This window comes from Lacimicrobium alkaliphilum (assembly GCF_001466725.1).
GTDB lineage: Bacteria > Pseudomonadota > Gammaproteobacteria > Enterobacterales > Alteromonadaceae > Lacimicrobium > Lacimicrobium alkaliphilum_B.
Window position 1 is genome coordinate 4,163,334 of sequence record NZ_CP013650.1, and the last position, 13,621, is coordinate 4,176,954.

A 13,621-nucleotide genomic window follows, 5' to 3' on the forward strand; every position below is an offset into this window, starting at 1 on the left:
GTGAATCCGATACTGCAAAAATTCAGGCAACTGTCTGAGCGGGAACAACGCCTGGTGGTTCTGGTGGCCGCATTTATGGCCATGCTGCTGTTTTACCTGCTGGTATGGTCGCCGCTGAACCAGTCTGTAGAGCGCAACCGGACCGCCATCGAAAATCAGAAAGAATTGCTCAGTTGGGTGCAGCAAAATGCCAACCGCATTATTCAGCTTAAGCAAAGCGGCGGCAGTGCCAGCCGCTTCACTGGCTCGCTCACTCAGGCCGTTAACCAGAGTGCCAATCAGCATGACATTATGATCACCCGCATGCAGCCACAGAATGAGCAGTTACAGGTATGGGTGGACGAAGCTGACTTTAACAAGGTACTTAACTGGCTTGAGGCCATCGAGAGTCAGGGCATAGTGATTCTGGACGCAGATTTCAGCGAAACCAGTACACCGGGACACATCCGTATCCGCCGCCTTCAGCTAAGCAAATCATGAACCGCAAAACCATAATGGCCCTGCTGGCGGGCCTGCTTGCCTATATTATCTTCCTTATTGCCAAACTGCCGGCGGAGCACCTTGTTTCGCGGGTTGACCTGCCTGACAGCCTCAGAATTCAGGATGTCAGTGGCACCGTCTGGCAAGGGCGGATTGAACAGATGAGCATCCAGGGCATTCCTGTGCGCGCTGTACAGTGGCAACTCAGCCCCTGGGGACTGTTCGCCGGCAAGGCGGTTCTGGACCTGCAGGCGGGCAATATCCGCAACGCCGATGAGCTGTCATTAGACGGCCAGGTCAGCCTGTCTATGAGTGCAGTGGGCGCCAGCAATTTGGATATTTATGTACCGGCAGATTTGATCATTGCACAACTGCCTCTGCCCTTGCCGGTGAATGCCAGGGGCCGCTTTAAGGTGGCATTGCAGGAACTGGATTATGCCCGGCAATGCCGGTCTCTTGAAGGACAAGGGCAATGGCTGAATGCGGAAGTAGCCGGTACTCAGGGCTACATTGCACTGGGGAATTTTGATGCCGACCTTAACTGCAAGGCTGAATCAGTGTTGGTGAATATTAAAGAGCCCAACAGTTTTGGCCTCAGCGCCCAGGCCACGATTTCCCCTGCCCTCGATATCCGGGTCAGCGGCCGCTTTAAACCTGCTCAGGAATTACCCCAGGAAGTCCATGAGGCGGCGCGGCTGTTTGGTCGGCCGGATAGCGACGGGTATTACCAGATAAGGCTTTAGGGCAACTATATCGCTCAGACTACCGGATAGCGGCGAATATCATCCAGTAGATAGCGGTAATCCTGAACCGCCACAAATTCATCAATCTCACGCACAGGCAGTTTGGAATCGGGGTTTTGCACCGCCAGTAAATGACCGATACCAAACTCTGCTGCCGCATGTAATATGCTCAGGCTGTCATCCACAAACAGTGTTCTGGCAGACTCAAACCCAAGCCGTTGTTGTAATTTCTGCCATAACAGTTGTGACTCCTTGGTGACCCCGAATTCATGGGTAGAAATCAGGGTATCAATATGCTGATCCAATTGGGTGCGCTCCACCTTCAGTGACAGACTCTGCGGGTGCGCATTCGTCACCAGCACCACCTCTCTGCCGGTTTCTCTGAGCGCATCAAGAAAAGGCAGGGTGTCTTCGCGCATGCTGATCAGATGCTGAATTTCGCGCTTGGCGGCGACGATATCCATTTGCAGTTTGTCTGCCCAGTAATCCAGACAATACCAGTGAATGGTACCTGCCACCTTGGCATATTCAGCACGCATATAGTCACGGGCCTGTTCCGGGGCCAGTCCGTCCCGCTCGGCCAGCCTGGCAGGCACATACTCCAGCCAGAAATGATTATCAAAGTGCAAATCCAGCAATGTGCCATCCATATCCAGTAAAACGGTGTCGATTTCGTTCCAGGCCAGCATAGGCAATGACTCTTATAAGCGTTATAGTACTTGGTACACAGGTACCCCTATTCTAACGTTCCAGGTATATGAGTAAAGTCGACACAGATAAAGTTCTGCCCCGGATCCATGATGCAACAGTGGTGGCGAAGAGTCGGCTGTTTCACATTGAAAGACTGGATCTGGAATTTTCCAATGGCGCAAGACGGGAATTTGAGCGCATGCGCGGCTCCGGTCGCGGAGCAGTAATGCTGGTGCCTTTTCTTGATGCCGACACCCTGCTGCTGGTGCAGGAATATGCTGCCGGCACCCATTCTTACCAGCTCGGCTTCCCTAAAGGCCTGATCGATCCCGGCGAGGATGCCCTGCAGGCTGGCAACAGAGAACTGATGGAAGAGGTGGGTTATGGCGCAAATAAACTGCACCCACTGCATAAGATCAGCATGGCGCCGGCCTTTTTTAATGCCAGTATGGACATACTGATCGCCGAAGACCTATACCCAAAAAGACTGCCCGGTGATGAACCCGAGCCGCTGGAAGTGGTACTCTGGCCAGTACAGGAGCTGGACAGCTTGTTGCATCGGCCTGATTTCACTGAGGCGCGCAGCATTTCCGCCCTGTTACTGGTTGAACGCTGGTTGAGGAATAACAGGTAAATGACGAAAGAGGAAAGTATCCGCTTACTGGAACTGGCTAAAAAGGCAGCCAGAGAAGCTGGCCGGGTGGCCCTGCGCTTGTATGACACCGAAGATTACGAACACTTCGAAAAAGCCGATGACTCTCCTGTTACCACTGCCGATTTCCGTGCCAATGAGATTATCACCACATTACTGAGCGGTGAATCACCGGATATCCCCATCATTTCCGAAGAACAGAACAATGGCCTGCTTAAAGACCGCGGCCACTGGAAACGTTACTGGTTGATCGATCCTATTGACGGCACGCAGGAATTTGTGGCCCGCAGCGGCGACTTCGCGATTAATATTGCCCTGATTGAAGACAACCAGCCGGTTATCGGTGTGATTTACTGGCCTGCCGGTGACTCAATGTATTACGCCAGCAAAGGGCGGGGGCATTTAAAGAAACGCCGAAAGAAGACAAACCCATCAGTGTAAGGCGGCTTGAGGACCCCAAAGACGGTGTGGTTGTGATTGCCATCAGTCGGCGCCAGGCCAGAGACAAAGTCATGTCGAAAATGAATGACAAGCGGGTTTATCAGACCCTGCCATTAGGCAGTTGCTCACTCAAAGCCTGTTTTATCGCCGAAGGCAAAGCCGATGTGTTTCTAAGAATAGGTACAACCGGGGAGTGGGATACCGGCGCCTCTCAGTGCATCGTCACCGAGGCCGGAGGCACAATACTCGCCGCCAACTTTGAACCCCTGACCTACAATATGCGTAACACTCTGGTAAATCCTGACTTTATCGTACTGGGCGACCCACAGGTTAACTGGCGGGACGTGGTACAACATCAACAAATAGAGGACGAAAATGAAAATCATTAGTTTATTAAGCCTGCTGTTACTCTCTGCATCCGCTTCCGCGGCCTGGCAGTTGGATCAGGAACAATCCAGCATCAGTTTTCTGTCTACCAAAAATAACCAGGTGACTGAGATAAGCCATTTCAAATCTTTTGAGGGTAGTCTGAGTGACAAAGGTGAGCTTAAGGTCACTATTGATTTGTTGTCGGTGGATACCAAAATAGAGATTCGTGACACCCGCATGCAGGAGCATCTGTTCAAGCTGTTTCCCAAGGCCCATTTTACCGCACAGATACCCGACTCTGTATTGTCTTTAAACAGCGGCGAAACTCAGTTGCTCGATGTTAAAGCCAGCCTGGAGCTGAATACCAAAACCAAAACGCTGCCGCTAAAAGTGCAGGTCAGCCGCCTCGAAAATGGCAGTTTTGTGGCCACAACAGCTGAGCCGGTGCTGATCAGCGCGATTGAGTTTGGCCTCACTGATGGCATCAAAAAACTCAGAGAAATCGCCGGACTGGACAGCATTGATCTGATTATACCGGTCAGTTTTAATGCGGTATTTTCTGACTAATCCGGCTGGTAAAAGTCTTTAGGCACAATATTGACCGTTTCATACAGTTCAGAGTACACCAGCAGCACCTCACCCTGTTTTAGCTGCTGATGTACCTGCGCGACTTTCTCGGCCAGACTGATTTCCTGTTCCCCATAATCTGTGCCTTCCCTGAGCACGAAAGACTCGATGATCTGCTCCAGCGTATCCTGCTGTACTTCACTGATGGGAATGATCATGCCAGTGCCGCCCGGTTCTCGTTTAAAAAAGATAAAACCCGCTGATGGGTCCAGATCACCGGTTTCCAGGGGGTACCCTGCATAAATCCCACATGACCACCTTTGCGGCTAAGTTCCACCCTGACATTGGCCGATATCTGATCCGGGCGCGGGATGACCTTAGTGTTCATAAAGGGGTCATCGGCGGAGTGTAATACCAGTGTTGGCGTCTGTATATGGCGCAAGTAATGGATAGCGCTGCACTTTTGGTAATAGTCATCGGCATCGTCAAAGCCGTGCAGCGGCGCAGTGATGTACTGGTCAAAATCTCTGAAGCACTTAAAACTGCTGACTTTTTCTGCATCAATGTCGAGCAGATCGGAATAATCCAGTTGCTGCATCTTGCCTAATAATCTGTTGCGCATACTGTTAAGTAAGTAGCGCTGATAAACCTGAGAAAAGCCGCGACCAATACTGACCGCACATTCGGCCAGCTTAAGTGGCGGAGAAATCGCCACTGCCCCTTTAATCCAGCGCTGGCGAATATTCTCACCGAGCAGCTTCAGCAGCATATTGGCGCCAAGGGAAAAACCAACGGCATAACGATGCAAGTGGGGATAGCGGCCCTGTAATTTTTCCAGCAGGTACATGGCGTCTTCCGTATCTCCGGAATGGTAAGCTCTGGGCGTAAGATTGGGCCGGTTGCCGCACCCGCGGAAATGCATGACCACCGTCTGCCAGCCCATCTTATGTAAAAAGGCCGCCATGTCATTGGCATAATGAGAACGTACCGAGCCCTCAAGGCCATGAAAGCACACCACCAGCCCTTTGGGATCAGGTTGCTGCGGTGTCCAGGCCAGTTCCACAAAGTCACCATCGGGCAGGTCGAGTTGCTCCCAGCGCAGATCAACAGGCGTTCTGCGCTGGATAAATCTCGGCCACAGAGTCTGAATATGGCGGTTAAGTGCCCACCAGGGAGGTGAGAACTCGCTTTCGGTAATCTGGCCAAAGGGGGCCTTGTTCACTGATGTACTCGCTGCAAACTGGATAATGTTGCAGATTGGACTACAGCTACAGCCAGATCACAAGCCTGTTATAGCAACTCGATTAATGCTGGTTGGTGTTGTGTATAAACAGATACAGGTAGTAAAGACATATCGCCACTGTGACGCCAAGACCAAGCAGAGCACCCCACACCACAGGATCGTTCAGAATAAGCGCTAACATGATTCACTCCTCATTGATTCGCTCAGGTTGAGCATAGCGCTGCATGAGAAGAAAAGGTTTGATGCTGGTCAATAAACCAGCTTGTTAAGCAATTTCTGTAATGCCTCTGAGTCGGTCAACTGTTTTAGCTCCACATAACTCTGGAGGTTACCTTTACCCTGCACCTCTGAAAATTGCATCGAATTAGCCGCGCGTATAAGCGCCTGTTGCTGCTGTTTTTCCAGTTCAAGCTCTGCCTGTTTAAGCTGTGAATAAGCCTGCTGATTTACCCCTTTGGCGGCCCGGCGGACCTCACGCAGCGACATCAACAGAGGCCTGGTCTGCTCACAGTTCTGCATAAGAGTTGCCATCTGCTGAGCACTCAGCCTTTGATTTCGCTGCTCAAGGTAAAGACAAAACAACAGCAGATTAATATTCAGATCGTAGTCATCCTGCAACAACAACAGGGTCTGCTGCCAGTCAGGATAAACCTTCAGACTGAAGTCCCAGAAATCACTGGCACTGAGTGTCATACTCAAACTCCTGCTGCATCTGCTCGAGTTTTTCCTGATCTTCCAGCCACTGCGCTTCTGTTTCTTCCAGCGCCTGTTTAAGCTGGGCCTGCTCATCCAGCAGGGTTTTCAGTTCCTGCTTGTGCTGCTCCTCATACAGGCGGGTATCCAGCATTTGCTGTTCAATATCCTGTAATCTGGCATGCAGCTTATCCATTTCCCCTTCCTGACGACTCAGGGCCTTGCGCAGTGGCTGAGTTTTTTGCCGGAACTCGGCCTCCAGCCGCTTGACCACCTTACGGTCGGGTTTGGGTTTAGCCTCTGGTTTGTCCCGGGCCGCATCAGTAGCAGTCTGATTGATCAGCCACTGGCGATAATCCTGTAAATCGCCGTTAAAGGGCTGCACTTCGGCGTTGTCCACCAGATAGAATTCATCACAGACCGCCTCAAGCAAAAAGCGATCATGGGATACCAGTACCATCGCGCCTTCGAACCCTTGCAGGGCGATATTCAGCGCGTGGCGCATATCCAGATCCAGGTGGTTGGTGGGCTCATCCAGCAACAACATATTGGGCTTCTGATAAACCAGCAACGCCAGCACTAATCTGGCTTTCTCTCCCCCTGACATGGGCGCCACTTTGCCCAGTGCGGCGTCACCATGAAAACCAAAACCACCCAGAAAATCACGTAATGACTGTTCGGTGGCCTTGTTATCCAGCCGCTGCAGATGCTGCAAGGGGGAATCATCCATATGCAGATATTCCAGCTGATGCTGGGCGAAATAGCCTATACGTAAGCCTGCCGAGGTCTGATATTTACCCGCCAGAGGCTTAAGCTCTTCGGCCAGTAATTTGATCAGGGTGGATTTACCGGCGCCGTTTCGCCCCAGCAAGCCGATGCGGCTGCCAGGCACCAGATTCAGCTGCAGATGCTGCAATATCACCTTATCGGCATACCCCACCTGCACCTGCTCCATGGACACCAGCGGATTAGGTAACTTAGGCGGATGAAAAAATTCAAAAGAAAAGCCGCTTTGATAATGGGCCGGTGCCAGCTTCTCCATTTTTTCCAGTTGCTTGATACGACTCTGCGCCTGTTTGGCTTTGCTGGCCTTGGCCCGGAAACGGTCTATAAAGGACTGCAGATGAGCGGCCTGTTGCTGTTGCTTGCGATATTGCAGATCCTGCAGGCGCAAGCGCTCGGCCCGCTGCAGCTCGAAGGCCGAATAATTGCCTTTATAGCTGATCAGCTGTTGCTGCTCGATGGCGATAATTTCATCCACGGTCGCATCCAGAAAGGCTTTGTCATGGGATATCAGGATCAATGTGCCCGGGTAACGAACAAGGAAGCGTTCCAGCCAGATAACCGCATCCAGATCCAGGTGGTTGGTGGGCTCATCCAGCAGCATCAGATCTGACTGGCATAAAAGCGCCTGGGCCAGATTCAGGCGCATCCGCCAGCCACCGGAAAAATGGCTTACCGGCTCACTGATTTGCTGTTGGGAAAACCCCAGCCCGGCCAGAATGGTGGCCGCTCTGGCCTCCACCTGATACCCCCCGGCCTGCTCCAGCTGCTGATGCAGGGTGGCCATCCGTTCTCCCTGATGGGCCTGCTCTGCCTTCGCTAATTCTGCCTGAATCTGTCTGAGGCGCTGATCACCGTCAATCACATAATCCAGCGCCGGGCGTGAGGTGGCTGGCGTTTCCTGCGCTACCGTCGCAATCTGCCATTGCCTGGGCACCTCACAGATACCGGTGTCGGCCTGCAACTGGCCTCTGAGCAGAGCAAACAAGCTGGATTTACCACAGCCATTAGGGCCCACAAGGCCTACCTTGTGACCGGGATAAATGCTGGCGTTGGCGTTTTCCAATAACGCCTTGGCGCCCCGCATCAGACTGAGTTCGGATATCTGGATCATATCGAGTTGGCTCTTACTTCAAGGGCGGGTATCATAACATTTCTATTCAAACAGCTAATTACCATGTCAGAAAAAACCCGCAAACGCTTTATCGCCGGGGCCGTTTGCCCTGAATGTCAGGCCATGGACACCCTGATGGTTTTTATGCAGCACAATGTTGAGCATGTGGAGTGTGTCAGTTGCGGCTACAGCAAGGCAAAGCCCGATGACAAAGTAGAAGCCGCCACCCGCAGCAGCGAAAATGTGATTGGGGTTTTTAAGCCCTGATAGTGGCACCACAAAAACTATCTCTCGCAGAGGCGCTAAGACGCAGGAGTTGTAGTGTCGAAAACGGATACATGGATGTATTGTCTCGCGAAACTAAGGATGGAATTCATTCGACAAATATTCCGGAGCAGTCCAATAAATTGGACCCTACATGATATTGCCCTTCTCTGTGCCCTCTGTGGCTCTGTGGTGAAATTTCTTTTTCGGGCGACCACGAATTCTGTATCAATAATGGGGTGGCGGGGTTTCTTCTTCCTGGCTGGCAATATTGGAAGGCTGCAGATCCTTAAGCTTGTTGACCACATGGTTCATCTTAAAGGTCAGCTTATCCAGTTGCTGCTGTTGGTCTGCCAACGCATTGCTGAGTGTCTCAATAATATCTTCCTGATAAGCCACTTTGGTCTGTAGCGCTTCAATATCCTGTTCTAACGGGTTGGGCATAAGTCTCACTTCAATTAATTGGTTCAGTAACCCCAGATTTCAGCCAGGCCGCTGCTGCTGGCGGACAATACCCTGTTATCAGGCAAAAAGGCAACATCGTAGACCACCGCACTTTGTGGCTGGCGACCCGCCCTGGGTGCCACCCACCAGTCCTCTATTTCTTCACCAGTCTGGGTACTCCACAAATTTAGCGCTCTTCCCGGAGAACCAGTTAGCAAATACTTACCATCATCAGAAAACCTGGCGGCAGAGAAAATTTTCTGGCGTTGCAGATAACTCAGTTGGCTTATCTGCTCGCCTGTGGTCAGGTCCCAGACTCTGGCATTGTTTTTACTGTCAGCGGTAAAGGCCAGCCTTCCTTTTCGATCCAGTGCCACTTTGGTAACCCGGCTGGGATGAGAAAAGCTGTATACCACCTGGCCGCTGCGGGTATCCCATAAGTAGGCAATATAATCACTGCTGCCGGTCAGTGCATAACGACCGTTTGGTGATAACGCCACTGTGTTGATCTTCTCCTGATGACCGAGAAACTCCAGTCTTCTGCCCGTTTGTGGCTCAAAATACATCACCTGACCATTACTGCGCCCCACCAGGATGGCGTTGCCGCCCTCTGAAACAGCAATATCACGGATACGGGATTCATCGATACGCCAGAAGCCTACTGGATCGCCGCTGGCCATGCTCCAGAGCGCAAATGCGTCATGATCTGCCGTGGCCACAAACTCTGAGTCAGCAGAGATGGCGATAGTGGCAACCAGGTTATTGCCCTCGCCCTGGTGACGCCATTGATATCGCAGGCTGTTATTCTCTGTGTCCCAGACTTCAATGCCATTTTCCACTGTGGACACCACAGCCAGCTTGCCATCCACTGACAGGGTCGCTGCCAGTGCCCCTCCGGGCGCAAAAGCAAAGGTCTGAATGGGCGTGCTACCAGGAACAGAACAGGCTGATAACATCAATAGTGACAGAATTACGGACCACAAATATCCCATGGCATCCTTTTAGGTTTCGCTTTTGTGCGTGCCGGTTTAGTATAAGCGCTGACAACGGCTTCCGGAACAAATGAATTACTGCGCAGTCTAGCTGCCAGCTTACAACAATATGGAGAAGTATATGAAAAAAACCGCCATCGCAACACTGGTGCTTGCAGGCCTTGGTCTTAGCGCCTGCCAGCCAGAGCAGAGTAAACCCGAAGAAGTGAAGCTGGAAAATACTGAGCAACAACAAGCCTATGGCCTCGGCGTATCTGTCGGGCAGTTTATTGACCAGAAACTGGATTCTCAGGAACAGGTTGAAGTACAACTTGACCGTGAACTGGTTATCAAAGGCTTCACCGATGCCCTGACTGCAGAGTCCAGGATGACCCAGGAGGAAATCCAGAAGGTTCTGACAGCTCTCGACAGCCAGGTAAATGAAAAACAACAGGCTATGGCTGAACAACAGAGTGAGAAGAATCTGGCTGAGGGCCAGGCCTTTTTAGAAGAGAATGCTGCTCGTGAAGAGGTAACGGTCACCGAGTCCGGTTTACAATATGAAGTGCTGGAGCAGGGTGACGGCCCCAAACCCAGTGCCGAAGACACCGTTAAAGTGCATTATCTGGGTACCCTGCTGGATGGCACCAAGTTCGATTCCTCTTATGATCGTAATGAGCCAGCAGTATTCCCGCTCAACAGAGTCATCTCGGGCTGGACCGAAGGGGTACAGCTGATGAATGTGGGCTCCAAGTATAAGTTCTATATTCCTTCCGAGCTGGCCTATGGCGAGCGTTCCACTGGCAAAATCACACCTAACTCTACGTTAATCTTTGAAGTTGAGTTAATGGATATCGAAGACAATACGAAATAGCTCACATAAAAAAACCGGGCACTGTCTGTGCCCGGTGCTTTTCTGTTATCAGCTGTTTCCCTGCTGAACCTTGGGTCCGCTCATTACAAAACCCGTTATACGGGTGATTATTTCCGGATTTAACCGGTTCTGAACACTGTCGATTTGATGACTATCTTTCCACACGTTCAATGATAAGTTGATTGCAAACAGGCCCGATAGCCAAAGCCTGTTGCTCCGCTGGAAACGCCTATCGGGCTGCTCCCCGATGTTATTGCGTCCGCACTATTTAGTGTAGAAGATCCCCTTGTATTTGCGCGTCAATTTTGAAACATTTTTGTCATATACAAGGCCGTTATTTTTACCACTGGTTATGAGATGAAAACAAACCTGATTACACGACAGGGCTTTAATCAGCTAAAACAGGAACTTGATCATTTATGGCGACAAAAGCGCCCGGAAGTCACCAAAAAGGTGAGCTGGGCTGCCAGCCTCGGTGATCGCAGTGAAAACGCTGACTATCAGTACAATAAAAAGCTGCTGCGGGAGATCGACCGTCGTGTTCGCTATCTGCGTAAACGACTGGAGTCGATACAGATCGTTGACTATTCAGAGCAACAAAAAGGCAGGGTGTTCTTCGGTGCCTGGGTAGAAATAGAAAATGAGCAGGGTGAAACAATGACTTTGCGTATTGTCGGGCCGGACGAAATCTATGCCCGCAAAGACTATATTTCCATCGACTCCCCCATGGCCCGGGCGCTACTGAAAAAACAGGCTGACGAAGAGGTCTGGGTCAATACACCCACAGGAAAAAAACAGTGGTTCGTCAACCGGGTTTACTATGAGCAGGAATAGTTTTGGCCGCTTATGTTCTTATCAGCAGCCTTTTTATCAGCCGAAGGTAGAAATTTAACGACGTAGCCCTTATAAAGGCTGCTTGCATTCTTTTATCCATTCACGCCATCAGGGCATACCATGATCATTGAAAAAATTGCCAGCGAACTCTCCGCTACTCCCAAACAGATTCAGGCCGCTGTCACTCTGCTGGATGACGGCGCTACAGTGCCCTTTATCGCCCGCTACCGTAAAGAAGCCACAGAAGGACTGGATGACAGTCAGTTGCGCACGCTGGAACAGCGGCTTGGCTACTTGCGTGAACTGGAAGACAGACGCCAGGTTATCCTCAAGTCGATTCAGGAACAAGACAAGCTCAACCCCGAGCTGGAGCAAAAAATCCGCGCAGCGGATAACAAGACTGAGCTTGAAGATCTCTATCTGCCATTTAAACCAAAGCGACGCACCAAAGGCCAGATCGCCATCGAAGCCGGATTGGAACCTCTTGCCGATACGCTGCTAAATAACCCGCAGCAGGATCCGGACAACGCCGCCGCTGAGTATATCAGTGCCGATAATGGCATTGCTGATACGAAGGCCGCGCTGGAAGGTGCCCGTTATATCCTGATCGAACGCTTTGCCGAAGATGCCGGATTGTTGCAAAAAATTCGCCAGCACCTGAGCAAACAGGCCCATATTCGCAGTACCCTGGTGGAAGGCAAAGAAAAAGACGGTGCAAAATACAAAGACTATTTCGACCACAGCGAAGCGCTGCACAAAGTGCCCTCTCATCGCGCATTGGCCATGTTCAGAGGCCGTAACGAAGGTGTGCTGAGAGTCACTATGGTGGCCGATCCGGCAAATGAAGAAGCAGACAAAAGCTCATATTGCGAAGTCATTATTGCTGAACACCTGAATATTACGGACAAGAAACGCCCTGCCGATGCCTGGCTCAAATCTGTAGTGCAATGGACCTGGCGGGTAAAGATTCAGCTGCATATGGAAACAGAGCTGTTCGGTGCCCTGCGGGAGCGTGCCGAGCGTGAAGCCATCAGCGTGTTTGCTAAGAATCTGCATGATCTGCTGATGGCGGCACCGGCTGGTGACAAAGTCACCATGGGGCTGGATCCGGCGCTGCGTACCGGTGTGAAAATCGCGATTGTGGATGCCACGGGTAAGGTACTCAACACCAGTACTATTTTCCCCCATGCACCGCAAAATCAATGGGATAAAGGACTACGCACTCTGATCAATCTGTGCCAGCAATATAAAGTCAATCTGATCAGCATCGGTAACGGCACCGGCTCGCGGGAAACCGACAAACTGGCTGCTGAAGTGGTCAAAGCTCTGCCAGAGATGAAGATCAGCAAGATCATGGTCAGCGAGGCCGGCGCTTCGGTTTACTCAGCTTCTGAGCTCGCCTCGGCAGAATTACCCGGCATGGATGTATCTCTGCGCGGCGCCGTTTCCATCGCCCGCCGGTTACAGGATCCACTGGCTGAACTGGTAAAAATCGAACCCAAGGCCATAGGTGTAGGCCAGTACCAGCATGATGTCAGTCAGAGCCTGTTGGGTAAGTCTCTGGATGCGGTAGTGGAGGATTGTGTTAACGCCGTGGGTGTGGATGTGAACACCGCCTCTTCTGCACTGCTGAGCTATGTATCCGGCCTCAATCGCACGCTGGCACAGAATATCGTTCAGCAGCGGGATGCCGAAGGGGCATTCGTAAGCCGAAAGCAGTTACTTAAAGTTGACCGGCTCGGTCCCAAAGCGTTTGAGCAGGCAGCCGGCTTTTTACGTATTCGTAACGGTGATAATCCGCTGGATGCCTCAGCCGTGCATCCCGAAGCCTATAAGTTAGTGGAGAAGATCTGCAACCAACTCAGTACAGACGTACCCTCTATAATCGGTAACACAGATGTATTGCGCACATTAAAGGCCTCAGACTATGCCGATGATCAGTTTGGTCTGCCTACGGTTACCGATATTCTGGCCGAACTGGATAAACCCGGCCGCGATCCCCGTCCGGAATTTAAGACGGCCACCTTTAAGGATGGCGTGGAAACGATCAAGGATCTTAAAGCCGGCATGATCCTCGAAGGGGTGGTCAGCAATGTGGCCAACTTCGGTGCCTTTGTGGACGTTGGTGTGCATCAGGATGGCCTGGTACATATCTCTGCCATGACCGATAAGTTTATTTCCGACCCCAGAGAAGTGGTCAAGGCGGGTGATATCGTCAAAGTGAAAGTGATGGAAGTGGATGCCGAGCGCAAACGTATTTCCTTCAGCATGCGCTTAAAAGATGAGCCCGGCAAGACCGCTAAACCGCAGGAACAGCGGAAACAGACGAACCGCGACAAACCCAACAAGAATCGTCAGTCAGCCCCGCGCAGCGCGCCGCCACCGGCTAACAGCGCGATGGCCGAGGCCTTTGCTAAAGCGAAGAAATCCTGAGATTAAGTACTGGCAGGAACGGGAAT

15 protein-coding genes and 1 pseudogene are annotated in these 13,621 nt (G+C 51.5%); 9 read left to right on the forward strand and 7 right to left on the reverse strand.

The features are described 5' to 3' along the window. Both gspM and AT746_RS18525 read left to right on the forward strand, forming a co-directional pair. A complete protein-coding gene (gene gspM, locus AT746_RS18520; protein ID WP_062483457.1) occupies positions 1-480 on the forward strand; it encodes a type II secretion system protein GspM in 480 nt (159 codons plus the stop codon). Next, positions 477-1,223 (forward strand): type II secretion system protein N, encoded by a 747-nt coding sequence (locus tag AT746_RS18525; protein ID WP_231730976.1) that lies wholly within the window; start codon positions 477-479, stop codon positions 1,221-1,223. Before gspM ends, AT746_RS18525 begins: the two co-directional genes overlap by 4 nt. Positions 1,224-1,237: 14 nt before the next feature. On the opposite strand, the gene yrfG is transcribed toward AT746_RS18525, so the two are convergent. Further along, positions 1,238-1,918, reverse strand: a complete 681-nt coding sequence (gene yrfG, locus AT746_RS18530) for a GMP/IMP nucleotidase (RefSeq protein ID WP_062483458.1) — start codon at positions 1,916-1,918, stop codon at positions 1,238-1,240. Between the two features lie 62 nt (positions 1,919-1,980). Here yrfG and nudE point away from each other — a divergent pair, with 62 nt between their 5' ends. From nudE to AT746_RS18545, 3 genes and pseudogenes are all read left to right on the forward strand, one after another. Continuing rightward, positions 1,981-2,547, forward strand: a complete 567-nt coding sequence (nudE, locus tag AT746_RS18535; RefSeq protein ID WP_062483460.1) for an ADP compounds hydrolase NudE — start codon at positions 1,981-1,983, stop codon at positions 2,545-2,547. Then, a pseudogene (gene cysQ, locus AT746_RS18540) lies at positions 2,548-3,395 on the forward strand (3'(2'),5'-bisphosphate nucleotidase CysQ). Beyond that, positions 3,382-3,942 carry a YceI family protein gene (locus tag AT746_RS18545; RefSeq protein ID WP_062483462.1) on the forward strand — a complete coding sequence of 187 codons (561 nt, stop codon included), beginning with the start codon at positions 3,382-3,384 and terminating at the stop codon, positions 3,940-3,942. Before cysQ ends, AT746_RS18545 begins: the two are co-directional and overlap by 14 nt. Here the strand turns inward: AT746_RS18545 and AT746_RS18550 are convergent. The 4 genes from AT746_RS18550 to AT746_RS18565 all read right to left on the reverse strand — a co-directional run bounded on the left by AT746_RS18550 (position 3,939) and on the right by AT746_RS18565 (position 7,775). After that, positions 3,939-4,160: a YheU family protein gene (locus AT746_RS18550; RefSeq protein WP_062483464.1), complete on the reverse strand. Its 222-nt coding sequence runs from the start codon at positions 4,158-4,160 to the stop codon at positions 3,939-3,941. The genes AT746_RS18545 and AT746_RS18550 overlap by 4 nt on opposite strands. Next, a complete protein-coding gene (locus tag AT746_RS18555) occupies positions 4,157-5,164 on the reverse strand; it encodes a hydrolase (protein ID WP_231730977.1) in 1,008 nt (335 codons plus the stop codon). Before AT746_RS18555 ends, AT746_RS18550 begins: the two co-directional genes overlap by 4 nt. A 270-nt stretch (positions 5,165-5,434) precedes the next feature. Continuing rightward, positions 5,435-5,878 (reverse strand): TIGR02444 family protein, encoded by a 444-nt coding sequence (locus tag AT746_RS18560; protein ID WP_062483469.1) that lies wholly within the window; start codon positions 5,876-5,878, stop codon positions 5,435-5,437. Further along, a complete protein-coding gene (locus tag AT746_RS18565; protein WP_062483471.1) occupies positions 5,859-7,775 on the reverse strand; it encodes an ATP-binding cassette domain-containing protein in 1,917 nt (638 codons plus the stop codon). The genes AT746_RS18560 and AT746_RS18565 overlap by 20 nt, the downstream gene beginning before the upstream one ends. A gap of 63 nt (positions 7,776-7,838) precedes the next feature. Here AT746_RS18565 and AT746_RS18570 point away from each other — a divergent pair, with 63 nt between their 5' ends. Beyond that, entirely contained in the window at positions 7,839-8,042 is a 204-nt protein-coding gene (locus AT746_RS18570; protein ID WP_062483473.1) for a YheV family putative zinc ribbon protein, read from the forward strand. A 225-nt stretch (positions 8,043-8,267) separates the two neighbouring features. Here AT746_RS18570 and AT746_RS18575 read toward each other — a convergent pair whose 3' ends face one another. Both AT746_RS18575 and AT746_RS18580 read right to left on the reverse strand, forming a co-directional pair. Then, the gene (locus AT746_RS18575) at positions 8,268-8,483 is read right to left on the reverse strand and encodes a SlyX family protein (protein WP_062483475.1); all 216 of its coding nucleotides are present in this window, start codon (positions 8,481-8,483) and stop codon (positions 8,268-8,270) included. A gap of 23 nt (positions 8,484-8,506) precedes the next feature. Continuing rightward, complete coding sequence (locus AT746_RS18580; RefSeq protein WP_062483477.1) at positions 8,507-9,475, reverse strand: WD40 repeat domain-containing protein; 969 nt, start codon at positions 9,473-9,475, stop codon at positions 8,507-8,509. 121 nt (positions 9,476-9,596) lie between these two features. Here AT746_RS18580 and fkpA point away from each other — a divergent pair, with 121 nt between their 5' ends. The 3 genes from fkpA to AT746_RS18595 all read left to right on the forward strand — a co-directional run bounded on the left by fkpA (position 9,597) and on the right by AT746_RS18595 (position 13,595). Next, on the forward strand, positions 9,597-10,328 hold the full coding sequence (gene fkpA / locus AT746_RS18585) for an FKBP-type peptidyl-prolyl cis-trans isomerase (protein WP_062483479.1): 732 nt from the start codon (positions 9,597-9,599) through the stop codon (positions 10,326-10,328). Between the two features lie 357 nt (positions 10,329-10,685). Beyond that, positions 10,686-11,162 (forward strand): transcription elongation factor GreB, encoded by a 477-nt coding sequence (gene greB / locus AT746_RS18590; protein ID WP_062483480.1) that lies wholly within the window; start codon positions 10,686-10,688, stop codon positions 11,160-11,162. 120 nt (positions 11,163-11,282) lie between these two features. Then, positions 11,283-13,595 carry a Tex family protein gene (locus tag AT746_RS18595; protein WP_062483483.1) on the forward strand — a complete coding sequence of 771 codons (2,313 nt, stop codon included), beginning with the start codon at positions 11,283-11,285 and terminating at the stop codon, positions 13,593-13,595. Positions 13,596-13,621: the final 26 nt, after the last annotated feature.